The sequence below is a fragment of the Plesiomonas sp. ISS29 genome, from assembly GCF_056522795.1.
On sequence record NZ_JAWRZQ010000001.1, the window covers coordinates 152384 to 178775 of the forward strand.

Annotated in this window: 20 protein-coding genes; 11 read left to right on the forward strand and 9 right to left on the reverse strand. The window is 48.1% G+C overall.

The annotated features are described in order from the left end of the window. Window positions 1–256: 256 nt before the first annotated feature. The gene (mdh, locus tag AC1HDJ_RS00650; RefSeq protein ID WP_438623461.1) at window positions 257–1195 is read right to left on the reverse strand and encodes a malate dehydrogenase; all 939 of its coding nucleotides are present in this window, start codon (window positions 1193–1195) and stop codon (window positions 257–259) included. Window positions 1196–1336: 141 nt separating this feature from the next. Further along, window positions 1337–2107, reverse strand: coding sequence for a transporter substrate-binding domain-containing protein (locus AC1HDJ_RS00655; protein WP_479536417.1), 771 nt, complete (start codon window positions 2105–2107; stop codon window positions 1337–1339). Between the two features lie 98 nt (window positions 2108–2205). On the opposite strand from AC1HDJ_RS00655, the gene argR reads away from it, so the two are divergent. Next, window positions 2206–2676 carry a transcriptional regulator ArgR gene (gene argR / locus AC1HDJ_RS00660; protein WP_479536419.1) on the forward strand — a complete coding sequence of 157 codons (471 nt, stop codon included), beginning with the start codon at window positions 2206–2208 and terminating at the stop codon, window positions 2674–2676. Between the two features lie 136 nt (window positions 2677–2812). Here argR and AC1HDJ_RS00665 read toward each other — a convergent pair whose 3' ends face one another. Beyond that, a complete protein-coding gene (locus AC1HDJ_RS00665) occupies window positions 2813–4195 on the reverse strand; it encodes a TrkH family potassium uptake protein (protein WP_479537170.1) in 1383 nt (460 codons plus the stop codon). Window positions 4196–4500: 305 nt separating this feature from the next. Further along, window positions 4501–5868: a UDP-N-acetylmuramate:L-alanyl-gamma-D-glutamyl-meso-diaminopimelate ligase gene (mpl, locus tag AC1HDJ_RS00670; RefSeq protein ID WP_479536421.1), complete on the reverse strand. Its 1368-nt coding sequence runs from the start codon at window positions 5866–5868 to the stop codon at window positions 4501–4503. Between the two features lie 218 nt (window positions 5869–6086). Here mpl and fbp point away from each other — a divergent pair, with 218 nt between their 5' ends. Further along, entirely contained in the window at window positions 6087–7109 is a 1023-nt protein-coding gene (fbp, locus tag AC1HDJ_RS00675; protein ID WP_479536423.1) for a class 1 fructose-bisphosphatase, read from the forward strand. A 167-nt stretch (window positions 7110–7276) separates the two neighbouring features. Then, on the forward strand, window positions 7277–7807 hold the full coding sequence (ppa, locus tag AC1HDJ_RS00680; protein WP_479536425.1) for an inorganic diphosphatase: 531 nt from the start codon (window positions 7277–7279) through the stop codon (window positions 7805–7807). 122 nt (window positions 7808–7929) lie between these two features. Here the strand turns inward: ppa and tamB are convergent, their stop codons facing one another. Together tamB and tamA are read right to left on the reverse strand one after the other, a co-directional pair. Beyond that, window positions 7930–11802 carry an autotransporter assembly complex protein TamB gene (gene tamB, locus AC1HDJ_RS00685; RefSeq protein ID WP_479536427.1) on the reverse strand — a complete coding sequence of 1291 codons (3873 nt, stop codon included), beginning with the start codon at window positions 11800–11802 and terminating at the stop codon, window positions 7930–7932. Further along, window positions 11799–13505, reverse strand: coding sequence for an autotransporter assembly complex protein TamA (gene tamA, locus AC1HDJ_RS00690; RefSeq protein WP_479536429.1), 1707 nt, complete (start codon window positions 13503–13505; stop codon window positions 11799–11801). Before tamA ends, tamB begins: the two co-directional genes overlap by 4 nt. Before the next feature lie 145 nt (window positions 13506–13650). On the opposite strand from tamA, the gene msrA reads away from it, so the two are divergent. Beyond that, on the forward strand, window positions 13651–14292 hold the full coding sequence (msrA, locus tag AC1HDJ_RS00695) for a peptide-methionine (S)-S-oxide reductase MsrA (protein ID WP_479536431.1): 642 nt from the start codon (window positions 13651–13653) through the stop codon (window positions 14290–14292). 226 nt (window positions 14293–14518) lie between these two features. Continuing rightward, entirely contained in the window at window positions 14519–15883 is a 1365-nt protein-coding gene (gene paeA / locus AC1HDJ_RS00700) for a polyamine export protein PaeA (protein WP_479536433.1), read from the forward strand. Window positions 15884–16140: 257 nt separating this feature from the next. On the opposite strand, the gene AC1HDJ_RS00705 is transcribed toward paeA, so the two are convergent. Then, on the reverse strand, window positions 16141–16347 hold the full coding sequence (locus tag AC1HDJ_RS00705; RefSeq protein ID WP_479537172.1) for a DUF1107 domain-containing protein: 207 nt from the start codon (window positions 16345–16347) through the stop codon (window positions 16141–16143). 510 nt (window positions 16348–16857) lie between these two features. Here AC1HDJ_RS00705 and AC1HDJ_RS00710 point away from each other — a divergent pair. Then, a complete protein-coding gene (locus tag AC1HDJ_RS00710; RefSeq protein ID WP_479536435.1) occupies window positions 16858–17430 on the forward strand; it encodes a YtfJ family protein in 573 nt (190 codons plus the stop codon). A 154-nt stretch (window positions 17431–17584) separates the two neighbouring features. On the opposite strand, the gene AC1HDJ_RS00715 is transcribed toward AC1HDJ_RS00710, so the two are convergent. Beyond that, complete coding sequence (locus tag AC1HDJ_RS00715) at window positions 17585–18205, reverse strand: BamJ family beta-barrel-assembly machinery protein (RefSeq protein WP_438623449.1); 621 nt, start codon at window positions 18203–18205, stop codon at window positions 17585–17587. A gap of 170 nt (window positions 18206–18375) precedes the next feature. Between AC1HDJ_RS00715 and AC1HDJ_RS00720 the strand changes: the two genes are divergently transcribed. Then, window positions 18376–19410, forward strand: a complete 1035-nt coding sequence (locus AC1HDJ_RS00720) for a LysM-like peptidoglycan-binding domain-containing protein (protein ID WP_479536438.1) — start codon at window positions 18376–18378, stop codon at window positions 19408–19410. A gap of 191 nt (window positions 19411–19601) precedes the next feature. On the opposite strand, the gene AC1HDJ_RS00725 is transcribed toward AC1HDJ_RS00720, so the two are convergent. After that, a complete protein-coding gene (locus tag AC1HDJ_RS00725; RefSeq protein WP_479536440.1) occupies window positions 19602–21581 on the reverse strand; it encodes a bifunctional 2',3'-cyclic-nucleotide 2'-phosphodiesterase/3'-nucleotidase in 1980 nt (659 codons plus the stop codon). Window positions 21582–21874: 293 nt separating this feature from the next. Between AC1HDJ_RS00725 and cysG the strand changes: the two genes are divergently transcribed. The 4 genes from cysG to cysC are packed head-to-tail and all read left to right on the forward strand — an operon-like array spanning window position 21875 to window position 26386. After that, window positions 21875–23377 carry a siroheme synthase CysG gene (gene cysG / locus AC1HDJ_RS00730; protein ID WP_479536442.1) on the forward strand — a complete coding sequence of 501 codons (1503 nt, stop codon included), beginning with the start codon at window positions 21875–21877 and terminating at the stop codon, window positions 23375–23377. Window positions 23378–23386: 9 nt separating this feature from the next. Beyond that, window positions 23387–24295: a sulfate adenylyltransferase subunit CysD gene (gene cysD / locus AC1HDJ_RS00735; protein ID WP_479536444.1), complete on the forward strand. Its 909-nt coding sequence runs from the start codon at window positions 23387–23389 to the stop codon at window positions 24293–24295. 11 nt (window positions 24296–24306) lie between these two features. Further along, on the forward strand, window positions 24307–25776 hold the full coding sequence (gene cysN / locus AC1HDJ_RS00740; protein WP_479536446.1) for a sulfate adenylyltransferase subunit CysN: 1470 nt from the start codon (window positions 24307–24309) through the stop codon (window positions 25774–25776). Continuing rightward, the gene (gene cysC, locus AC1HDJ_RS00745; RefSeq protein WP_479536448.1) at window positions 25766–26386 is read left to right on the forward strand and encodes an adenylyl-sulfate kinase; all 621 of its coding nucleotides are present in this window, start codon (window positions 25766–25768) and stop codon (window positions 26384–26386) included. Before cysN ends, cysC begins: the two co-directional genes overlap by 11 nt. Window positions 26387–26392 lie beyond the last annotated feature (6 nt).

Consider the following 26392-nt stretch of genomic DNA (forward strand, 5'->3'; position numbering starts at 1 on the left):
TGTATATGATCACACCGTTTACACATTCAAACTCTCTAGGTGATCAATCTGCCAACCTCTTAAGATCGGTATTTGCGTAAAAAGATCTGTACAGATCGCAGTTGATCGGGCCTGCTGCTACCCTACACAGTAGCCGGTATTTTTATGTGCCGTTTTTAAAATTACGTGGTGTCTTTTACACTCTAGTAAAGAAGCCTATAAAAAAGGCTGCGCAACCGGCAGCCTTTATTCACAACATGAAGTACCCGATTAACGGTTAGCCGTTAACAAATGCTTCACCCAGTGCAATTTCATCACGCAGAGTTGGCAGCATGCTTTCAAGTGCATTTTGTTCAAACGCACTGAGCGCACCAATCGGTAAATACTCTTCAATACCGTTAGGGCCCAACACAACCGGCTGTGCAAAGAAGCGTGAATATTGCCCGTCACCTTCTACATAGGTGCACTCAACAATACCCTTCTCGCCTTGCATTGCACGCAGCAGTGACAAACCAAAACGTGCCGCAGCCTGCCCCATAGAGAGGGTAGCTGAACCACCACCGGCTTTTGCTTCAACCACTTCAGTACCGGCATTTTGAATACGTTTGGTCAGTGCGGCTATTTCGTCATCACTGAAAGTGACACCTTCAATTTGTGACAACAGAGGCAAAATAGTCAGCCCTGAATGGCCACCCACCACGCGAACATCCAAATCCTGCGGCTGTTTATTTTTCAACTCGGCCACAAAGGTATTAGAACGGATCACATCTAATGTAGAGATACCAAACAGTTTACGCTTGTTGTAAACACCGGCTTTTTTCAGCACTTCTGCGGCAATGGCAACCGTGGTGTTAACAGGGTTGGTAATAATACCCACACATGCTGTAGGGCATACAACAGCCACTTTTTCGATCAAGTTACGCACAATACCGGCGTTCACATTGAACAGATCTGAACGATCCATACCCGGCTTACGTGCCACCCCCGCAGAGATAAGCACGATGTCAGCGCCTTCCAGTGCAGGGCTTGGATCTTCGCCAGAAAAACCTTTGATCTTGACTGCTGTAGGGATGTGACTGAGATCCACTGCAACACCCGGAGTTACGGGGGCAATGTCATACAGGGAAAGATCAGAACCTGCTGGAAGTTGAACCTTCAACAGCAGAGCCAGAGCTTGACCGATGCCGCCTGCAGCACCTAAAACCGCAACTTTCATCCTTAATGCTCCTTGTAAAATCCTATTGTGTTGGGTATCAAGATGACTAGACACTAATCCAACATCAAACTAAACACAATCTGTTAACACACAGATTGAGAGTTAGCGCAAAGCTGGCTCAATGTTGCATCATATGCTGATTTAATTCTGTTTCGATTGTACGGGCAGAGCTGGAAAATAACGCTGATGTAACGCCGCTAACGCGCCATCGGCACGCATAGCATCCAGCGCATTATCCAGCTCGCGTTTTAAAACATGGCTCTGTTTTGGTAGCGCAATCCCCAGCCCCTGTCCGAAATAATCACGCGAGGTATAGGCATGCCCCAAAATTTTCCACTGACTCTCTTTATGCTGATTCAGCCAGTTTAGGGCCACTGCCTGATCGGTAAATACCGCATCAATATTTCCGGCAATTAGATCAGAAAAGGCCTCTTGATAGCTGGCATAAGGTAAGGGAGTAATCTCTTCCCCTAAATGGCCATCTACCACAAAATTCATCAAGGTCGTGCCTGTTTGTACACCTACCAACCGCTCTTTGAGCACATCAGGGCTTACCACATTATCAGTATTAACCACCAATACAGCAGCATTATCCAGATAAGGCTGGGTGAAGTTCATCAGTTGTAAACGGTTGTTATTGATATCCAGCGCAGCAATAGCTGCATCATATGCGCCAAGGCGCAACCCTGATAGAATCGTATTAAATGGTTGTTCAATAAACTCGCAACGGCGTTGCAGGCGATCACACAGTGCCATTGCCAGTTCAATATCAAACCCGGCTAATTGCCCTTGTTCATTGTGGTATTCAAAAGGGGGATAGGTCGGATCAGTGGCAAAACGAATAGAAACAGACTCATCAGCCTGTACGAAAAAGCAGCACAGGAAACTAATTGAAACAAGAAAACGCGCCATTTTACACCTTATGCACACAATCTCAGTTGTTTGAGTATTGAAAATAAATGAATTTTTATGCAGTATGAGCGCTGTTTTTTTGCATTTTGGAGCCCATAATGCGTAGCCCAGATAAGCAAGAACAGCTCATTCGTGCGTTTAAAGCACTTCTGAACGAAGAGAAGTTCAGCTCGCAAGGTGAGATAGTTCAAGCATTATTAGATCAAGGTTTTCGTAATATAAACCAATCTAAAGTATCACGCATGCTGACCAAATTCGGTGCGGTACGTACACGCAATGCGAAGATGGAGATGGTTTATTGCCTACCCGCAGAGCTGGGTGTTCCAACAACGTCGAGCCCATTGAAAAATCTGGTTCTTGATGTTGATTATAACAGTGCGCTAATTGTTATACACACTAGCCCCGGTGCGGCACAGTTAATTGCACGGATGCTCGATTCGCTCGGTAAAGCGGAAGGCATTCTAGGCACGATTGCCGGTGATGACACCATTTTTATCACGCCTTGCCGCACTGTTGCGATTGAAACTTTATACCACTCCGTTCTGGAGTTATTCGAACAGCACGAGTAATTATCGCAAGATGACAACCGTCATTGGTTTTGAAGCAAAAAAGCCCTAACGGGCTTTTTTGCTATGGCCGGCTGATTTAACCTCGGCTATCTCTTAAACTTAAACGTCAACATTAACGTCAACAGTTTCAATCGACTCAATCGCGCCAATAAGCCGGAGACATCAGCACTAGGAATGGAAAAATCTCCAATCGGCCAAATAACATGGCCAGCATCATCACGTATTTTGATGGCTCTTTGAGGCCGCTGAAATTTGAACCTGATGCACCATACCCAATCCCCATATTATTGATACAACCGGCAGTAGAGCCAATGGCAGTATCAAGCGTTTCACCAAATGCAGTCAGCAAGAAGACAAAAATCAGTGTCATCATGACATACAAAAAGAAAAAGCCGAGTACTGCCAACCCTTGGCGATCATGAATCGGTTTGCCCGCCATTTTCAGTGATACCACCGAACGCGGATGGATCAGTAATTTGACCTCTTTGACACTTTGCGCAATCAGAACCAATATTCGCAAAGCTTTGATCCCGCCACACGTTGACCCGACACAGCCGCCAAAAAAGCTAGCACCAATCAGCAAAAAAGTGACATCAACCGGCCAATCAGGGTAACCCGCAGTGCCTAATCCGTTATCCGTCATCACCGACATTGACTGGAAAAAACCGTGATAAAAAGAGGCCCATAGATCAAAGGTATTCGAACGGTATAGCCCCCAGACTGTGTAGGCAACCACACAAAAACAGACCAGAATATATAATCTGAACTCTGGGTTGCGGCTGATCACTTTAATATTGCGACGCTGAAATGCGATAAAATAGAGCGCAAAGTTAATACCGGCCAGAATAGAGAATATACCCGCAACCAGCTCAACACCGGCGCTGTTAAAATAAGCCACACTTTCGGTATAAGTAGAAAAACCACCTAATGAAATAGTGGCAAAGGCGTGGCAAATAGCATCAAACCACCCCATCCCCACAGCCCGAAAACTGAAGATACAGGCAAATGTCAGCGCGCAATAGACCACCCACAGGCTCTTAGCAGTATCAACAATACGCGGGGTCATTTTCTCATCTTTCATCGGCCCGGGCATTTCCGTTTGAGCCAGCATTCCGCCTACACCAATAAAGGGAAGTACGGCAATGGCTAAAACGATAATCCCCAACCCGCCAAAAAAATTCAGTTGAGCGCGGTAATACAGCAAGCTTTTCGGTGCATTGGTAACATCACTTAAAATCGTCGCACCGGTTGTGGTGATACCGGAGATACTCTCAAAAAGGGCATCGGTCAGGCTAATATCCACGCCTTTCAGCATCACCATCGGTAAGGTGCTGAAAAAGGAAAATACCAGCCAAAATATCAATACCACTAAATAACCGTCTTTTGTCCCTAATTGTGACTTATTATTTTTGGTCAAATAGTAGGTCATCAAACTTAATAATAGGGATATAACAAACGATTTAAAGTAAGCGGCGGATTCTCCATCGCCCTCATAAATAGCGACAAATATCGGAATAATAAATGTGACGGAATAAAGCGCTAACAAATAGCTATTTATCTTTAAAATCGCCTTGAATTTACCGGCTGTAATCATGCAAAAACCTTACTCTATTTCAGGCAATTAAAGCGTAATACGAAAATAACCTATTCAAACTGGCCATCAGAACCCCAGTACAAAAGTGGGTACTCCTGATGGGCCAATTCAGGGTGCAGCAGTCGATCCTACCGCACAAATTGCTTAGCGCCAATCCCGCAAAGAACAGCAAACCTCTGTGCTGTCCGTGAATGACCTAGCAAATGTGCGGTTTGTCACAATAATGCGATTTACTGCGCAGAAAGGTGCTCAAGTGCAGCCAATAATTTTTGATGAATACCACCAAAATTGCCGTTACTCATCACCAAAATATAGTCCCCCTCTTTAGCGGTTCGCATGATCATGGTGACTAATACATCAACATCCGCAGCCCAGTGTGCCGGCTGTACACAGGCTTCTGCTACATCAGTGACCATCCACGGAATATTAGTAGGTTGCAGCAGGAAAACTTCATCGGCACGCCCCAAAGCGGGGGCCAGATCCTGCTTTTGTACACCCAATTTCATGGTATTAGAGCGCGGTTCAAGTACTGCGAGAATACGGGCTGTACCACCAATTTTAGCGCGTAATGCGGATAATGTGGCGGTGATTGCTGTTGGGTGATGGGCAAAATCATCATACACAGTCACGCCTGATACACAGCCTTTGAGCTCTAAGCGGCGGCGTGCATTGATAAACTGGCTCAATGCCGCACAGGCATAAGCTGGCTCAACCCCCACATGGCGAGCGGCGGCAATCGCCATCAGGCCATTGTGCATATTGTGCTCACCCACTAAGCCCCAGTGCACTTCGCCAACATATTGCTGATCAAGCTGAACACTAAATTGTGCCGCATCGTGGCTCAGTTTTTCTGCCTTCCACTCCCCATTGTCACCCGCACTTTCAACTTCACTCCAGCAGCCCATATTCAGCACCGCTTTGACGTTGTTATCATGCTGCGGCACGATCAATTTGCCATTGTTCGGCACAATGCGAACCAAATGGTGGAACTGTTTTTGGATCGCATGTAGATCATCAAAAATATCAGCATGATCAAACTCAAGGTTATTGAGGATCAAGGTGCGCGGGCTGTAGTGCAGGAATTTCGAGCGCTTATCAAAAAAAGCACAATCATATTCATCGGCTTCTATCACGAAAAACGGGCTGTTACCCAGCCGTGCCGACACATCAAAATTCCCCGGTACACCGCCAATTAAAAATCCCGGTTCATAACCACAGTGCTCTAAAATCCACGCTAACATACCTGCAGTGGTCGTTTTACCGTGTGTACCGGCAACCGCCAGTACCCAACGATCACCTAATAGATGATCATGCAACCACTGTGGGCCTGAGGTATAAGGCAGACTATTTGCCAGCACATACTCAACACAGGGATTACCACGCGACATAGCGTTGCCAATCACGACGCAATCAGGCTTCGGGGTTAACTGAGCCGGATCGAATCCTTGAATAATATCAATGCCTTGCTCTTGCAATAAAGTGCTCATTGGTGGATAGACATTACTGTCAGAACCGGTCACGGTGTGGCCCTGCGCACGCGCTAATAGAGCTAATCCGCCCATAAATGTGCCGCAAATGCCTAAAATATGAATATGCATAGCTAACTGTTCTCACCCTCATGATTTATCGTGCATTCTACTCTCGTCTGCAAAAGAGAGGAAATCACGCTGCCAAAGCGCGGAAATGTTCGACAGCGCAGGATATTTTTTATCATTATCGCTAAAATTGTGAACAGGTACGCAAACGTTTGGTTTGAAGACCTTCGTGTTGTATCACTGTACGCCTACTCACATGATAAATAATCAGGAAGATGACAATGAAAACACTTGGCGAATTTATCGTCGAGAAACAGCAGGATTTTCCCCACGCAACGGGAGAGCTGACTTCTCTGCTGGCCGCAATCAAACTGGCCGCAAAAATTATTCACCGCGATATTAATAAAGCCGGTTTGGTGGATATTCTGGGTGCTAACGGCCTTGCCAATGTGCAGGGTGAAAGCCAGATGAAGCTGGATGTGTATGCCAATGATAAATTGAAGGCCGCGCTACAGGCTCGCGGTGAGGTTGCCGGAATTGCCTCAGAAGAGGAGGATGACATTGTCATTTTCGAAGGTGATCGAGGCTGTAATGCCAAGTATGTGGTGTTGATGGACCCGCTAGATGGCTCATCAAACATTGATGTGAATGTGTCGGTCGGGACTATTTTCTCAATCTACCGCCGTATCACGCCAACAGGAACGCCAGTAACACGGGAAGATTTCTTGCAATCTGGCAACCGGCAAGTGGCTGCCGGTTACGTGGTTTATGGTTCATCAACCATGTTGGTATACACCACTGGCCGTGGCGTACATGGCTTTACCTATGACCCGAGTCTGGGTGTTTTTTGTCTGTCGCACGAAAATATTCGCATTCCGCAAACTGGGGTGATTTACTCAATTAATGAGGGCAATTACATCAAGTTTCCACAGGGTGTGAAAAAATACATTAAGTATTGTCAGGATCATGACACTGCCAGCAAGCGCCCCTATACCTCACGCTACATCGGCTCGTTAGTAGCAGATTTTCACCGCAATATGCTCAAAGGGGGGATCTACATCTACCCAAGCACAGCAAACAGCCCAAAAGGGAAATTACGTTTACTGTATGAGTGCAACCCGATGGCGTTTTTAGCCGAGCAGGCCGGAGGAAGGGCCAGTGATGGCACGCACCGCATTTTGGATATTATCCCCAGTGAGCTGCATCAGCGTGTGCCTTTCTTTGTTGGCTCACAAGCAATGATGGATGATGCCGAACGCTTTATGCGCGAATACCCAGACCGCGAATATCCAGACAATGTCTGAATCGGGATCTGACAACCGCAATAGATTGCCTCGGTGATGAAGCCATACGTACAAAATAAGGTGCTGAATACTCAGCACCTGTGCGGTGCATTTTTCATCTTTTTATTTTAACCGAGATCGTTATACTCATTGCGTTAACGATAACCTCTTTCAACAAGGAATTTGACATGAGCTTAAGCAAAGTACCTGCGGGAAAAAGCCTACCCGATGATATCTACGTTGTGATTGAAATTCCGGCAAATGCTGATCCTATCAAGTATGAAGTGGATAAAGAGTCTGGTGCTATTTTTGTTGACCGCTTTATGTCTACCCCGATGTTCTATCCGTGTAACTACGGGTATGTGAACCACACGCTGTCACTCGACGGTGATCCGGTCGATGTGCTAGTACCAACACCCTACCCGCTACTACCCGGTTCGGTTATTCGCTGTCGTCCAGTCGGCGTGCTGAAGATGACTGACGAATCAGGTGAAGATGCCAAAGTAGTTGCTGTACCGCACAGTAAGCTGAGCAAGCAGTATGACCATGTGCAAGATATCGGCGATCTGCCCGAGCTGCTGCGCGCACAGATCACCCACTTTTTCGAGCGTTACAAAGAGCTAGAATCTGGTAAGTGGGTCAAAGTTGAAGGCTGGGAAGGGGTTGAAGCAGCCAAAGCTGAAATTCTGACCTCATTTGAGCGCGCTAAAAAAGCATAACTTGCTAGAGCAACGCGCTATCTTCAAGTCCGGCTGCAAACAACCATAAAAAAACACCGCTCACATGGGCGGTGTTTTTTGTTGTCTACGTACCAGACTCACTGGCGCAGCACATTTTTTGTTTAAAACTCAAACTGATAAATCAGATCAACTGCCTGATTTAAGCCCGATATCGCCTGTAAATACAATCTTGGCATTAAGCGATAACGCAGTGTTAGCTCTGCTAGTGAGTCAAAAATACCTACGCCGTATTTCACCTGTAACCCTGGCATGATGTAACCACTCACCACCACTTGAGAGCTATCACCCACACCCTGAGTATCCAATGATAGATCACTGATACCAAATGCCTGACCAATCTGCCCGACTAGCTGGCTTCCTTGTGATAAACCGATACCAATCAGCGCCGAGGTCATCGCACCACTGTCACCATCACCATCATCCAGTGGTTCACCGCGCAACAGGTAAGAGAGCGCTTCCGCCTGCGACATGGCCGGTTGAGAAAAAATAGTCAGTACTGGGCTACTTGCTAAACCAGTAATCCGTAAACCTGCGACAACATCGTTCTCTACGGCATCTGGATTACGGATAGCTTCAATATTTAGCATCGGCTGATCCGGTGGCCCGACAAACAGTAATTTACCTCTACGAATAACTAAATCCTGGCCAAACGAATGATAACGACCATCGGCCAAATAAACTTCACCACGGATCGTTGGGCCTTGCATATTCTGTAAAACGTGTAGACTTCCCAACAAACGCGCTTTTAAACCAAAAGCATTCAGGCGGATATCATCACCTAACCGGATCATCAGGTCAGTTTTCACTGCTGCGCCCGGATTACTCTTCTCTACCGGTTGCAACTGATTATTGAGGATCACCAGATCAGATGAGCTGTCTACCGCACTCTCAGGCAAGCTATCAACATTGATGCGCGCCCACGGGATCTGCACCGATCCGGTCAGCTCTATTTGTGTTGGTGAGGCTGTGAAGGTGAGATCCGGTGTGACATCCAGTTGCACCATCGGCGGCAATGCGATCCGTAAGCGGTTTGCATTGGCCTTGACCAGTGCACTCCACTGTTCCGGTTTTTGCCAGTTGGCCTCACCAGTCAGATTAAGAACGCTTTCAGGGGTTTTTAATGCACCAGTCAGCGTTGAACTTGTTCCCAAGAAGCGGATATTCAGGTTGCCGCCAGTAATATCAACCGGCAACCATGCGCCGGTGAGCTGAGGCTCATTCACACTCAGATCACCACGCAATAACGGTTTTAACAGAGAACCACCCAGCTGCAAATCGGCATTGATATCACCCTGCGCCTTTTCACTTTTTTCCAGCATCGGTGAAAGCACGCCCAGTGAAAGCTGGTTGATTTTAATGCTGCCACCCAAACGGCGGCTACCGGCCAGATCGCTGATCTCAATGCGGTTATCCAGACCGCCATTACCCTTAATCTGAACCTGATTGGTCAGCAGTAAGCGCCCTTTTTCGATATTCAGATTGAGTGCCAGCGTACTTAAATCTATCGGAAGACGACGGCCCATAAGCCACTGAACAACCCGAATATCGCTGCTGTTGATGCTGGCTTTGACCGTAGGAATGGCATCATCTGCCCGCCAGCGGATCTCACTTTGCCCCTGTAGCTGCCCTTTCAGGCGGGTTTGATCGCCCAAGAAAGGTTTGAGCATAGCCAGATCAAAGCGGCGCAAAGCAATTTGCGCCTGCCCGCTCGCGCCTACTGTGGCAGCCTGTGGCAGACACACCTCAGCATTTGGGTTGATTAAACACAATGGGCTGATGGTAAGTTGCTGTTGCGTATTTTTATACGCCAGAGCAACTGGTGCTTGCAGCGTCCACGGGCCGACTGGTGTTTGTGCTTGTGTCTGGCTCAGCGTGCCTTTCCAGTTCATGCTGTTACGATCAAAGCTGCCGTTTAACCGTAATCCGGCGGAAACCGGCTCACCCTGCATCGCAAAGCGCAACTGATGCTGACGCTCATCGCCGCTAGCTGCCAGTGTCAGTGTTTTAACTGACAGATCACCCTGCACCAGATTTTGCAGGCTGATATCCATATTGCCCTTAATTTGCTGCTGCGAATCTACTTTACCTTTAGCCTGTAAACGGCCAATTTGCAGATCTTGCCAGCGTAAACGGGTCGCGGTTAGATCAAGATCAACATTCGGTGTCAGCAGTGCACCGCGCAGTTGCAAGTTACCTTTTACCTGCCCGCCTAAATCCGGCAAAATGCCATCAAGACGCGGAGCGTTGATCTCGGCATCCATCTTCCAGTTTTTATCAATAACCCCTTTTGCCAGCAGATTATTGCCCCCCATATTGAGCTTGAGCGCTGAGATATTCCATTTTCCGGTACTGCGACCGCTGACAACTGCCTGTAAATCGAGTGGTTTTTTCAGCGCCTGCCCTTTGATGTTAAAAATCGGTACATCAACAGCCCACGCTTCACCTTGTAGTTCACCTTTGGTGCTAACACGGCCATTTAATTGTGCCGGATAATCAGGCCACTGCTTGGTGGTACTCAGATTATTCAGAGAGAGATCAGCACGCCATTTAAGCAGTTTTTTCCATGCCAGAGAGCCTTTCAGTTGTGCATTGCCACCGAGTGTATCAAGGCGCAAGTTTTGAATGGCGACATGGCTAAGATCACCCTGCGCAGCTAACCCTATTTTACTGGCTGGCAGATCTGTACCGCTGACTGCGGCATTCAATTTAAGTTGATAATTTTCAGCACTGCCAGTCAGCTTCAGGGCCAGATCCTGCACGCTGTAATCTGCCGTACCGGTTAACGGCCAGACCAGCCGTTTGCTATCAACCGACAGTTGCAGTGGTAAACCAGCTTTAGCCAGTTCGGTCTGCAAGGAAACCTGCGCCTGTACATCACCACGCAGTGCCAGCGCTACATTTAGCTGCTCATACAGTGCACCGCTCACATCCAACTGTACCTGCTGTTTATTTAGCGGTTCCAGTGCAAGGTTGGAATCTAATGTGAGCTGTACCGGAAAGCTTTTTGCCAGATCAATCGTTCCCGATAGTGATGCACGCCCTTGCGGCAGGGTGACTTGCAGTGTGTCGATACTGACTTTGTTATCGGTGGTATTAGCACTGAGCAGCAGATCATCAATCTGCAATGGCGTGCCGGTATCAATCAGTGTTTGCTTGGCATGGATCTGCTCAATAGCAATATCCACCGGCAAGGTGATGGCCGGCAGCTCAGGCAGCAGTGGTTTTGCAAATAACGCGGTTAGCTGCTGAGCGATATCATCAGATGCCGCGCTGTCGGTTGTATTGGCGGCAGCGCTGTGAGTGACCGAACTACTGACGGGTTTCTTTTGATCGGCAACGGCTTTTTTAGGTGTTATTGCCTTGCTGCTGTCAGTAGCCGACAGTTTTGGTGCTGCGCTATCTTCTGATGTCGCACTATCAATCGCTGCAGGGGCAGTTTTCACCGTAAGACCATTGAACTCAGTCGGTTTCAAGGTGACTAACTGCTCACGCCAGCTGGCAGCGCTGGTAAAGTGGGCCAGTGAAATCTGTGTACCATCGACCGAAACATTGATGTTATCAAGCTGCAATAGTTGCAACCCCAACGGATACGGTGTTGAGATACGGGTAAGCGGGGCAGACTCTGACGGTTCAGAAGCCGGCAGCAGCGCTGTATCTATCGCCACATTAACCTTATTGGTCGTCAACTGGCGAATACAGAGCTCGCTGCGGCGCAGGCAGCGCATATCAAGCTGCAACAGAAAATCATCAACCGTGACATCCACGCCAGGCGTACGATATTCCACCCCCTCTAGGTGAATACCACGAGACCAGTTTCCGGAAACGGCGCGAATATCCAACCCCGGTACCCAGCGGGCGGCACTGTTAAACACAATCTGCAAACCTGACTCAGTACCCAGTAAACCGGCCAATGCCGCAATCAGCAAAAACAGGGTAATTAAAAAACCAATACTTAATTTTTTTAACGGATTCATAGCTCTGGCCCCAGAGAGATATAAAGCTGCACGCCGGAGCTATCTTTAGCAAGAGGATGTGCAATATCAACGCGTACCGGGCCCAGTGGTGACCCCCAGCGAACACCTACGCCCACACCTGATTTCAGGTCATCACGGCTAAACTTGTTGGTTGCAAAACCGGTGTCATAGAACACCGCGCCCCACCAATTACCGCTGACATTATACTGGTACTCCAGTGATCCGGTCGCCATTCGCGACGCACCGGTCAGTTTCCCTTCACTGTCAACCGGAGAGATCGACTCATACTTATAACCGCGAATACTGCGATCACCACCAGCAAAGAAACGCAATGATGGCGGCACTTTATCAAAGTCACTGCTCTCTAACCAACCAGCCTCAAGACGCGAAACAAAACGGTGTTTCTCTGCGTAAGTCCGAATCCAAGTGGTGCGGCCACGCAACTGCAGCATATCAATGTCTGACATCCACGCGGTATTGGCATAATAAATACCAAAGACCTGTGAATCCCCCCAATATGGCATCAAACCGCCGCGTGAGCGGGTACGAGCAAATTGCACCCCCGGATATAACAAGAAGGTATCGGCTTGTTGTGAGCCCTGTTCAAAGCTGCTGTAGCTGGTATTTAAAGTAAGCGTATGCTGCCAACCAGAAGATACATTCCAGTACGCACCGATACTGGCAGAGACAGATTGATCTTTGGTGTCATTATTATTCTTTGATTCAATCTTACTGTTGAAGGTATAGAATTTTTCCAGCGGATTATCACGCGTAGGAATACGGTAGCCAAACTCCAGCGTTTGTTCTGGTTGTGAAAGCCCCATTTTCGTTTCAGAGCTGTGGCCCAACTTATTTGTCCACGGTTTATTCCAGGTGATATTGGTTCGCGGGCCAATATCTGTGGCATACCCCAGACTAAATTCAACTTTGTTGGGTGCTCGCGGCGCAACCGTTACCTGTAAAGGCAACTCCATATTATCAGAAACCTTACTGAATAACGGGTCAATGACCACGTTACGGTACCAGTTAGTATCCGATAAATTTTGGTTAAATTTTGCCAGCGTAGTGGCTAAATAATAATCCCCTGTTTTGAAGGGAATTAACGGCGTTAAGCGGGATTCAAGAATTTGCGAGCCACTGAAAGTCACATCACCAAAACGGTAACGGCGACCACTGTCGAGCGTAATATCCCAAAATGCTTCATACAATTCAGGTGCAACTTCCAGTTTACTGTTTGATATCTGTGCCTTGAAATAACCGCGCTCTAATGCCAGAGAGGTTAATTGCTTACGAAATGCATCAAAATCACCCTGATTCAAAACAGAACCGACTTTAGGTGTCTTTTTTAGTAATGCCTGAAATACTGGGTCATTACGAGCATCCCCTAGTAACTCAATATTGATTTTCTTAATTTTAATCGGTTCACCAGGCTTTACCTTGGCAATCAACAGTGGCTTTGCCGGTGGCTCACGGCGGACTAAATCAAACTTAATTTCAGGGCTAAAATAGCCAAGCGCTTTCAGGCCATCTTCAATACCGGCTTTAACCCGCCGTTTAAAACGCGGGCTAGCAGAGACCTCGTCATCGGTAATTGTTGAAAGGTGTGCACGAACGTTACGTTGCAGTTCACCACTCAGGCCATCTATTTGTAATTTTACCGAGGCTTGTAACGGTAATGATGCTAATAGTAATGTGAATAACAAATATGCTGTTCTTTTTCGCACAAACACCTCAACGGAGATCACGTTGATTAAATTCAAGAAACAATTTCTTGCTCTACAATGGTAGAGATCATAACTATCCATTCCACAGTAATATACAGCGTAGAGCAAAAATACAGAGGATTTTATGATGAATTCAGATAAATCTGTCTTAGTCAGTGCAAATAATGCATTAAAGGGACGATCTGTTCCGATAGAGCTTAGCACTCCCCATGCGGTATTTGGCACGTCTTTGTATGCAGATGCACCGCCTAATACACAGACGATTATTATGGCTATGGGCTGTTTTTGGGGAGTAGAACGCCTATTTTGGCAGCAAGAAGGGGTTTGCTACACCGCCGCCGGATATACTGCCGGATACACTGAAAATCCGCATTATGATGAAGTCTGCTCTGGCCTGACCGGGCATACTGAAGCCGTACTTATCCGTTATAACCCTGAAATCATTCGTTTTGAGCAATTGTTACAACTCTTTTGGGAACACCACGATCCAGCGCAAGGTATGCGGCAGGGTAATGATCGCGGCACACAATACCGCTCGGGGATCTACACATTTACCGAAGAGCAAGCGCAGCTAGCTACTCGCAGCCTACACGACTACCAGCGCGCCCTGCGCGATGCCGGTGATCTGCGCAGCATTACCACTGAGATTTTTCCTGCCAAGACATTTTATTTTGCCGAAGAGTACCATCAGCAATATTTGTTTAAAAATCCGCACGGATACTGTGGGCTGGCGGGAACCGGAGTCTGTCTGCCACCACAAGGTTAACAACGACACCTAGCTTCTAATTCAACGGACAGCTATACTGCGTAAGTTAGTTAAGTTGGTTACTTAATCTACAACAAGTAACTGCTGCGCTGCGATCTTATCGTCAGACTCCTCCTTGTCGCTATGATCGTAGCGCGCGTGACTTTAGTAGTACGAACAACAAATAGTACCGACAACGAAATGCTCCACAATTTGGAGCCATAATTACTGTTAAGGTCTCGTGATAATGCTGGAAAATATACTGGCCATTGTTCTGCTGATCGCGGGAAGTGCTTTCTTTTCCATTTCAGAAATCTCTCTCGCAGCCTCTCGTAAAATCAAACTCAAGGTGATGGCCGATGAAGGCAATATAGGTGCAGCGCGTGTCATTGCCCTACAAGAACAGCCTGGCAACTTCTTTACTGTGGTACAAATAGGGTTAAATGCCGTTGCAATTTTAGGCGGTATTATTGGTGACACCGCGTTTTCGCCTTACTTTGAAAGCCTGCTGGTTCACTGGCTCTCACCGGAAATGGCCGGAAAAGTCGGCTTTTTACTCTCATTCTCTATTGTTACCGGTGGTTTTATCCTGTTTGCAGATCTGATGCCAAAACGCATTGGTATGGCAGCGCCTGAGTCAATCTCAACGCGCATTGTTACACCAATGCAATTTTGCATCACCGTATTCAAACCATTAGTCTGGTTTTTCAATGGGATAGCAAACACACTGTTTAAACTGTTCAATATTCCCACCATTCGCAAAGAAGATATCACCTCTGATGACATCTACACCGTGTTTGAGCAAGGCGCGCTAGCAGGGGTGCTCGGTAAGCAAGAGCATCATCTGATTGAAAACGTGTTTGAACTTGAATCGCGCACAGTGCCCTCTTCGATGACACCACGTGAAGATGTGATCTACTTTGATATCCGCGAAAGTGAACAGAGCATCCGCGAAAAAATCTCCTCACACCCGCACTCTAAGTTTTTGGTGTGTGATAACAACATTGACAGTGTCGTCGGCTATGTTGACTCAAAAGATATGTTGATGCGGATTTTGAACGGAAAGAGCATTGCCTTGCATGAAGGCTTGCCAATGCACAACCCACTGTTTGTCCCTGACTCACTCACCTTGTCTGAAACACTGGAAAGCTTTAAAGGCAGCAGTGAAGATTTTGCCGTTATCCTCAATGAGTATGCTCTGGTTGTCGGTATTATCACTCTCAATGATGTGATGAGCACCTTGATGGGTGATCTGGTCAATCAGAATCAGGAAGAGCTGATTGTACAGCGTGATGAAAATACGTGGCTGATTGAAGGCAGTACACCGATTGATGATGTCATGCGGGCATTAGATATTGATGAATTTCCGGATTCAGATAACTATGAGACCATTGGTGGTTTCATGATGTTTATGCTGCGGAAAATACCCAAGCGTACCGATTACACTATCTTCGATAAATATAAATTTGAAGTGGTGGATATTGATAACTTTAAAATTGATCAGTTACTTATCACTCGTATGTCACTCGAGAGCATCAATAAAGAAGAGATTGAATTAGCAAAACGTGGTGATGGCACACAAACGCCGGAAGAAACTGAACAGAAAAACTAAATAAAGATAAAATAGGCCAACAGCCCACAGTGAATATGGTTACTGTGGGCTCTGCATAAAACGGTATAAAACGCTATAACATAAAGAACATCAATATACCGAATAACAGAGTCTACCTAAGTCCTGCCTATCTTTTACTAAACTGATCACTAAAAAAGCCATCACTATTGATGGCTTTTTTTATCGCATTATTCTGTTGTGCTTTTATTACAATCTGATTATGCGGGCATACTGTATCTCACCAATATACTCATCTCTTACGCTGCCTCAGCATGAAGTTCACTGATATGGCGATTAATCTCACTCATCACAGTGTAATGCTGTTTATCTTTTGTTTTTGGCAGCAGGATCTTGCCCTGATCAAATTCAAAAGCACCAATTCCCTTAATATAGACACGGCCACGGAAAAATCCCTTTACGTAGCGCGCAATCACTGGGGGGTTGTAATGTTGAAAAATACGCATCATTGGTTTGACCTCCATTCAAGTCCACTTGTCTGCTCTCTCGGCTTTTGAACATTCCTCGTCAACCAAGCACAACATAATATTAACACAAGTGAGGTAAATCGTCATCATGACCAGGTCATCATAGTCATAATGTCATTTCAGGTCGTTGATGATAGTCGGAAAATATTGCTGAAATTTTTCAAAAAAACGATATTTTGTGACGATTCACAAATTTATCCCGCGATATAATCATGCTTACATACGGAGTGTTACTCTAACCATACAGCAAAAACCGTATTTAACTGCCAGAGTGCGCGATTCCCCCGAAAGAAGAACAACACAAAACAGCAACCAAGCTGTAACCTGTGCCTGACAAACCCTGCTGTGCAGGCTATGCTAACCACAGGTCATATTCTTACCGTATGACTTCTACACTTCAGTCAATCACACCTATTTCAATAAGATCACGGTAACTGCCGCAGATGACGATTGATGTTCTTTCCCTATTTTATTAAGGATTAAAGAGAAATGAAGAAGATAGCCCTGATGATTGCACTTAGTGCCCTGTTTCCAGCTTGGGTATTTGCTTCTATTATCCAGCAAGATAAGCCACTGCCGAGTGCCACAGTGATTGATAAAGGCGAAATGGTTATCCAAAAAACCGAGAAATCAGGTACTGAGATTGCATATACCCCCTGGAGCACACAACAGCTGAACGGCAAAGTCCGTGTGGTACAGGCGATTGCTGGCCGCTCATCCGCCAAAGAGATGAATGCACCTTTTATTGAGGCCATTAAAGCCGCCAAGTTTTCACGCGAGCGCTACCAAACCACCACTATCGTGAATGCGGATGATGCCATTATCGGCACCAGTGCTTTTGTGCGCAGCAGCCTAAAAGACAGCAAACTCGAATTTCCGTGGTCACAATTTATTTATGATGCCAACGGTGTGGTGCAACAGGCATGGCAATTAAAGCCGGAAAATTCTGCCATTATTGTGCTGAATGCACAAGGGAAGGTGCTGTTTGCCAAAGAAGGGCCGCTGACGGCAGGTGAAATCAATCAGGCAATGGGCCTGATTCAAGCTGAGCTGAAAAAATAGCCACTAAAATAAGTGGTTTACTACCGAAATCATTAACACGCTGAGATCACCACGGGCGATGCGATAAAACTGCCCGTGATGATCTCGTGATGCTTGATGCTTAGTGCTTAGTGCTTAGTGCTTAATGGATAGTGCCAATTTTTAATGTGGGCGCTTACAGAATATCCAGCAGCTCAACATCAAATTGCAGCATGCTACAAGGCGGGATAGATTGACCAGCACCTCGTTCACCATATGCCAGCGCATGTGGAATGTACAAACGCCACTTAGAGCCGACCGGCATCATGGTCAGTGCTTCGGTCCAACCTGCAATCACGCCATTAACCGGAAACTCTGCCGGTTGGCCGCGCTGTACTGAACTATCGAAAACAGTGCCATTTAACAGGCTACCGGTGTAGTGTACCTGCACACGGTCAGTACGTGCAGGGATCGGGCCAGTACCCTGTTCCAGCACTTCAAACTGCAAGCCTGAACCTGTACTGTTAACACCTTCACGGCTAGCATTTTGTTGCAAAAAGGCTTCACCTTCGGCAGCAACTTCTTGGAATTGAGCCTGACGAGCTGTTTCAGCACGGGTGTGCATTTCACGCAGTGCGCGATGAACCACATCAACCGGAATTGCCGGTGCATTGCCTTCTAACGCATCACGCAGGCCAGCAGACAGCGCATCAAGCGCTAAATCAGCCATACCACTGTCAACCAGTTGTTGGCCAATTTGCAAACCAATACCATAACTTGCTTGTGCTTCTAAGGTTTCAAGAATCGGGGTTGTCATCTGTTTTCCTTACCGATAAACCGCTTACTGAACCGCGAGCATAGCAGTCTCTGTTCTTTCCGGCAAAAAGTGGGAAGAGAAATCCGAGTTTTCAATCTAAATACCGTGACATTTGTCGTCGAAAAGGAAAAAATGAACTTATCGCGGCACGTCTAGTACATGGAGCAAAAGTGGACCTGCGAACAGATAATGGGCCTGTGGGAAGAACAGGTCAAAAGCGCCGAGCAAAACCGGTCAAAAAAAATCAGAACAGCCGCACACGGCGTCTGCAACGCTGGTTTAATCGCCTAGAGTTGCCTCAGTGGCAGCTGCCGGCAATGAATATCTCGCTGCCGTCGGCAGAGTTAGGGTTGTCTGGCGTATTACAAGCTGGCCTGATTGCACTGTGGCACATTCCTGATCGCTTTACGTGGTTTGGTCCGGTCTCGCCTTTTCATCGCCGCTGGATGACCGTCAGCCTGCTGGTTATTCTGCTGGGAGTCTTGCTGCCTTCGGGTGACAACGCCTCACGCGCATCTGCGGCAACCTCAGAAGATGGAAACAGTGTGCTCAGCGGTACGAATACCAATGACGGCCAACCAGTAACACTGACACCGGAAGCGCTGTCTGCCCGTGAGCCTGATCGCCGTATTCCGCAAGAGATGCCAGAAGAGCTTGAGCGGCAAACCGAGGTTGAACCGGTTATGCCTCCCGCTCGCGATAATGGCAATAACACCTCTGCGGTAAATTCAGCCAATCGTACTCCGGCAGCAGAACGCCCGATCATTGAGCGGCCAAAAAGCACGGTAACTGCACCACCTGCCCGTAACACGAGCAGCGAAAAAACCGTGGTCGCCGATAAACCGGTGGTCAAACCAACGCCGGTAACCAAACCACCGGTTAAAGAAGCGGCCAAAGAGGTGGTAAAAACCACACCGCCACCGGCGGCTGTTGGCAACAGTGCTGGCTGGAAAAGCTATCAGGTTGGTAAAGGCGTCACCTTGGCGCAGGTATTTCGCTCAGGCAACTTACCGCTGCCAGATCTGATGGCAATGACACGCGCACAGGCGGCTGATAAACCGCTCAGTAATGTCAAAGCTGGCCAAACCGTAAGGGTAAAAACCAATGCTCAGGGTGAGGTTGATGCTCTGCAAATTGATGCGCTGACTGGCGGAAAGCCGGTTATTTTTGTCCGTACCGCCGCAGGATTTGTGCAGTCACAATAACTATTGTGCTAACGCTTACGGCAATAATGGCAGCAACCGTAAAATGCTAAAATAATCAGATAGATAAAATAAAAAGCCTTTCGGTATCCGAAAGGCTTTTTTGCTGAAGTTTCTGTTTCAAAAAGAAAAATAGCGCGCCATGTAATACTGACCAGCAGTGCCATTCTCGCACTTATTGTTTTTTAATCCGCCTACTGTTTTGCTTTTGCAGCCTGTGGCGCAAGATCAATACGGTAGACGGCAAAGCCGTTGTCATCTTTTCCTACCTGTGTCATCGGATATTGTGCATGTGCGTTGATAAACTGGGTGGCCTTCTCTGATGGTGAGGTTTCCATCCGAATATCGAGTGGCGTTTTGCTATTAATCGGGGCTAACCGCCAGTTGTTATCTGCCGTCGGCACAACCTGACCGTGTTTTTTACTTTCTTGGGTGATGTAAGAGGCCAGCACTTGGCGGTTCTCATCTGGTGAGGCAAATGCAATGAACTGGCTGCCGGTACCGGCAAATTTCTCACCGTAAGCACGGTAGTTGTTGGTGACAACAATAAAGGCTGCTTTCGGATCAATTGGTTTACCGTTAAAACTCAGCCCCTGAATACGCTCAGAAGCTGGGTTAATCAACTGGCACTCACCGTCAAAACGCGCAGGTTGCGTCACATCAATTTGATACTTAACACCGTCAATGACATCAAAATTATAGGTGCGGAAACCATCCCAGTTAATCAGTGATTGTGGAGCACTGCTGTTAACATCAATCTGATTAAACTGACCAGCCGAACACTCCAGCCAATCTTTCAGTTGTGCACCATTGAGTTTTACCGCCACCAGCGTATTGGGATACAAATACAGATCAGCAGCGTTGCGGAACGTTAGCTGGCCTTTTTCCACCTCAACATAACTGGTTGGATCATTTTTACGGCCACCCACTTTAAACGGCGCGGCAGCAGAGAGCACCGGAATACCGTCTAAATCCGGATCACCTTGAATAAAGTGCTCGGCATAGGCTTTTTGGGCGTTATTGACAATCTGTACCGTCGGATCATCTTGGATCAGCGCCAAAAAACTGTACATATTGTCTGAGGCTTTACCAATCGGCTGGCTGACAAACTCACGCGTCCCCGCATGATCGGCTTTCAACGCTGCCGTTAGTTTTGGATCAGCCTCTACTAGCGGTTTATTGCCCGCCTTATCAAAAATCGGGCGCGCATGTGCAGAGGCATCAGCAACCTGCCATTTACCGCTGTCATTGTTGAGCACAAAATCTACCACACCCAGATGATCGCCCCACTGCCCCGGCATCACCGCAGGCACGCCATTGAGTGTACCTTTTTCTATATTAGCGCCTGGAAGCGCTGCAAACTCTTTACTTGGGAAGATGCCGTGTGAATGGCCGAACATAATTGCATCAATGCCCTTCACCTCAGAGAGGTAATAAACAGAGTTTTCAGCCATCGCTTTATACGGGTCTGATGAAACCCCTGAGTGTGGGATCGCAATCACCAAATCTGCACCTTCGGCCCGCATTTTTGGCACTAACGCTTCGGCAGTCTGCTTAATGTCTTTCACCGTGACTTTACCGTCGAGATTAGCTTTATCCCAAATCAAAATCTGTGGCGGCACAAAACCGATATAGCCGATTTTCAATGTCTGCTTATTGCCTTCATTATCCACCACCTCAGTCTCTTTAATCAGATACTGCTGCAATAACGGTTTTCCGGTTTTGGCATCAAAAACGTTGGCGTTAATGTACGGGAATGCCGCACCTTCCAGCGCATTTTTCAGGTAGTCCAGCCCATAGTTAAACTCATGGTTACCCAGATTTCCCACCTGATAATCAAGCAAATTCATCGCCTTGTAGACTGGATGCACCTCGCCTTTTTTCAGCCCTTTGGCCGCCTGATAATCGCCCATCGGGCTGCCCTGAATCAGATCGCCGTTATCCACCAGCACGCTGTTTTTAGACTCTTTTCGTGCCGCATCAATCAAAGTTGCCGTACGGGTTAAACCAAATTTTTCGGTAGCACGATCTTTGTAATAGTCATAATCCATCATGTTACTGTGCAAATCAGTGGTTTCTAGCACACGTAGGGAAACGGTTGCGGCACTTGCCAGACCTGAGCAGAGCAAACCTGCGGCAATGGCCAGCGCCAGCGGAGTACGGGATAAAGACATAAAAATTCCTCGAACAAACAGTAGGGGTAAGAAATTCCCGACAAGGGTAGCAAATCTGAATGTATAACGAGTTTTTTACGTGACGCTCTGTGAACCTCATCCCGTTTAATTCGTTGCTTTCACTCCACCTATTTACCTGATCGCACAGCCCCTATTTACTGCCAAACATCTATGGCGAAAAAAGCATCGGAATTAGAACAAAACGGAATTTGAAATGCGAATTCAGCATTTATACGTCTATCAATAACGCTCTATAGTGCTTGCCAGAGAGGGAATTACTGCCGAGGGTTGTCATGGAATACTTACCCCTATTTGCCCAGATTAAAGGGCGTTCGGTTTTAGTTGTGGGTGGCGGCAGCGTGGCTGAACGCAAAATAGCCCTGCTACTAAGTGCCCAAGCCAATATTCATATTGTCAGTGCCAGCTTAACCGCCGCACTGCAACAGCACGTTGAACAGCAGCAGTTACAGTGGCTGAGTACTACCTTTAACCCCGCTCAGCTCGACGGCCAGTTTTTGGTGATTGCTGCAACCGATGACAACAGCCTCAATGCTAAAGTCAGTGCCGCCGCAGAGGCGCGCGGTATTTTTGTAAATGTGGTGGATAACAAAGCCCTGTGCTCGTTTATTGTGCCCGCAATTATTGACCGTTCGCCTATTGTGGTGGCCGTATCTTCCGGCGGAGCAGCCCCTGTGCTGGTTCGACTAATTCGTGAAAAACTCGAAGCGACCCTCCCTGCACACCTTGGCACAATGGCAACGCTGGCAGACAAGTGGCGTAGCAAAGTGAAAGCCGCGCTCCCCTCAGTGACGGCCCGCCGGCGTTTTTGGGAAGCCCTGTTTGGTGGCCGCTTCTCTAGCTTGGTGCAAAATGGGCAGCAGACACAGGCAGAAATGACCCTTGAGCAGGCTTTAGCTACTGTCATCAAGCAAACTGCCGCCGAGACACATCACCCTAAACAATCAACTCACCAACAGCCTGTGCATCAACACAGCGCAAATGATGACACTGCCACCGTTAACGCAGGCGAGGTTTTTCTGGTTGGGGCCGGCCCCGGTGATCCCGGCTTACTGACTCTGCGTGCATTGCAGGTTTTACAGCAGGCTGATGTCGTGCTGTACGACTATCTTGTTTCTGACGCTATTTTAGAGCTGATTCGGCGGGATGCAGAGCGCCTGTGTGTCGGCAAAAAAGCCGGTTTTCACTCTGTTCCGCAAGATGAGATCAACGCCACCCTGCTGGCACTGGCACAGGCCGGAAAACGGGTTGTGCGGCTAAAAGGTGGAGACCCGTTTATTTTTGGCCGTGGAGCAGAAGAGCTTGAAGCGCTGATACCCGCCGGTATTCCGTTTCAAGTCATCCCCGGGATCACCGCTGCCGCAGGCGCAACCGCCTATGCCGGTATTCCGCTGACACACCGCGATTATGCGCAAACAGCCATGTTTATTACCGGACACTGCCGCCCCGATGGCGATCAGCTCGACTGGTCAACACTCGCACGTGGCCGCCAGACACTGGCCATTTACATGGGAACGGTTAAAGCAGCCGAGATCCAGCAGCAACTGATCGCGCACGGGCGGGCAGCCTCCACACCGGTTGCCATTATTGCTAAAGGAACACGCCCTGATCAGCAAGTGCTGCGCGGTGAACTGCAACAACTCTCGACACTCGCCCAGCACGCTGACTCTCCGGCATTGATTATTGTCGGGGAAGTTGCAGCACTGGCCGACTCTCTGCACTGGTTTGGTGAACGGCCACACAGCCCACTTTGGCCTTCTGTTGTAAATTTGGTTTAAGGAAATCGCATGGACGTAAAACAACTGACCCATTTACAGCAACTTGAAGCCGAAAGTATCCATATTCTTCGGGAAGTTGCCGCTGAATTTACCAATCCGGTGATGATGTACTCGATCGGTAAAGACTCCTCGGTGATGCTGCATTTGGCCCGTAAAGCCTTCTATCCGGGAAAAATCCCCTTCCCGTTGCTGCATGTTGATACCGGCTGGAAATTCCGCGAAATGTATGAGTTTCGTGATCGCACCGCCAAAGAGTATGGCTTTGAGCTGCTGGTACACCGCAACCCCGACGGGCTGGCCATGAACATCAACCCATTTGTACACGGCAGTGCCAAACATACCGATATCATGAAAACCGAAGGGCTTAAGCAAGCTCTCAACCACTACAAATTTGATGCCGCCTTTGGCGGCGCGCGCCGTGATGAAGAGAAATCACGCGCCAAAGAGCGGATCTACTCATTTCGGGATCAAGCACACCGCTGGGATCCGAAAAATCAGCGCCCTGAGCTGTGGCACAACTATAACGGCCAGATCAACAAAGGTGAGAGTATCCGCGTCTTCCCGTTATCAAACTGGACCGAGCTAGATATCTGGCAATATATCTATCTGGAAGGGATCAATATAGTCCCTCTGTATCTGGCCAAAGAGCGCCCGGTATTAGAGCGCGATGGCATGCTCATGATGATTGATGATGATCGCATCGAATTACAGCCACACGAGCGCATTGAGCAGCGTAAAGTCCGTTTTCGTACACTCGGTTGCTGGCCGCTGACCGGTGCAATTGAATCTGATGCTGACAGCCTGACCGCTATTATCGAAGAGATGCTGTTATCAAGCAGCAGCGAACGGCAGGGGCGGCTGATCGATAAAGATCAGGCCGGATCAATGGAAATGAAAAAGCGTCAGGGATACTTCTAAGGAGCGGCATCATGAATAACTATATCGCACAACAAATTGCCGAACAGGGTGTGGAAGCCTACCTGCTGGCGCAACAACATAAAGGATTACTGCGGTTCTTAACCTGTGGCAGCGTTGACGACGGTAAAAGCACCTTGATCGGGCGTTTACTGCATGATACCCGCCAAATTTATGAAGATCAGCTCAGTTCGCTGCACGCTGATAGCCGCCGTATTGGAACGGCCGGAGAGAAACTCGATCTGGCCCTGTTGGTTGACGGGCTACAGGCCGAACGTGAGCAAGGCATCACCATTGATGTGGCCTACCGCTACTTCTCAACCGATAAACGTAAATTTATCATTGCTGATACCCCCGGCCATGAGCAGTACACCCGCAATATGGCCACCGGCGCATCCACCTGTGATGTAGCGATTTTACTGATCGACGCCCGCAAAGGCATGCTCGACCAAACTCGCCGCCACAGCTTCATTGCGAACTTGCTCGGTATCCGCCACTTTGTGGTTGCCGTTAATAAAATGGATTTAGTTGCTTACAGCGCCGAGATTTTTGCGCAAATCAAACAGGATTATTTGGCGTTTGCCGATCGTTTAAATCCCGAATTGAATATCACCATTTTACCGCTGTCGGCACTTGATGGTGATAACGTGGTACAGCGCACTGAAAACCTTAGCTGGTATCAGGGCCCGGCACTGTTGCAGGTGCTCGAAGAGATTGATGTTGTGCAATCGCGCACCGAGCAGGCTTTGCGCTTTCCGGTGCAGTATGTCAGCCGCCCTGACCGCGATTTTCGTGGTTATGCCGGCACACTGGCCTCAGGCACTGTCGCCGTTGGGCAAAAAATTAAAGTGTTACCCTCTGGGCTGGAGACCCAAGTCAGCCGCATTGTAACTTTTGATGGCGATTTACCCGTTGCCGTACCCGGGCAAGCCATTACGCTGGTGCTGGCCGATGAAATTGATATCAGCCGTGGCGATCTGCTGGTTGCCGCGGGCGATCTGCTACAAACCACCTCGCGCATTCTGGCCGATGTAGTATGGATGACAGAGCAGCCGTTGCTGGTAGGAAAAACCTACGACATCAAGCTGGCCGGAAAGAAAACACAAGCCCGCATCAGTGCGATACTGCACCAAACCGATGTTAATACCCACGCACAACATGCAACTGATGCACTGCCGCTCAATGGAATTGGCCGTGTAGAGATTGAATTTACCGAACCGCTGCCGCTCGATACCTACCGGCAAAGTGCTGAATGTGGCAGCTTTATCTTTATTGATCGCTTGAGCAATGTCACCGTCGGGGCCGGGCTTATCCACCAGCGTTTATCCGCACGTGGCAATACCGAAACCACATCGCAAGCCGATGTAATAGCCCCAAGTCTGCCCTACAGCGCATTTGAACTGGAACTCAATGCGCTGATCCGTAAACAGTATCCACACTGGGGTGCGCGCGATATCAGTACGGATGAATCTTATGCAGAATGATGCCAAAAACAGCATTGCCGACAACATTGTCTGGCATGCTCATCCGGTTGAGCGGGCTGCCCGCGAACAACTTCATCAGCACCGCGCCGCGGTGCTCTGGTTCACCGGATTATCCGGTGCGGGAAAATCGACACTGGCCGGTGCGCTCGAACACGCCCTGTTCCAACGCGGTATCCACACCTATCTGCTTGATGGGGATAACGTCCGCCACGGCTTATGCCGCGATCTGAGCTTTAGTGCGGCAGACCGCCGCGAAAACATTCGGCGGGTCGGTGAAGTCAGTAAACTGATGGTGGATGCAGGGCTGGTTGTACTTACTGCATTTATCTCTCCGCATCGTGATGAGCGCCGTTTGGTGCGTGAATTAGTCGAGCCAGATCAATTTATTGAGGTGTATGTCGATACGCCGCTCACGGAATGTGAACGCCGCGACGTAAAAGGGCTGTACAAAAAGGCGCGCGCGGGTGAAATTCAAGACTTTACGGGCATCGATGCCGTGTACGAAGCCCCACAAAATCCGGAAGTGCATCTTCACAGCAGTCAGCACTCTGTCAGTGAACTGGTCGATACATTACTGGAGGCGCTGAAAACACGTGGCATCATTAGGTAAGAGAGG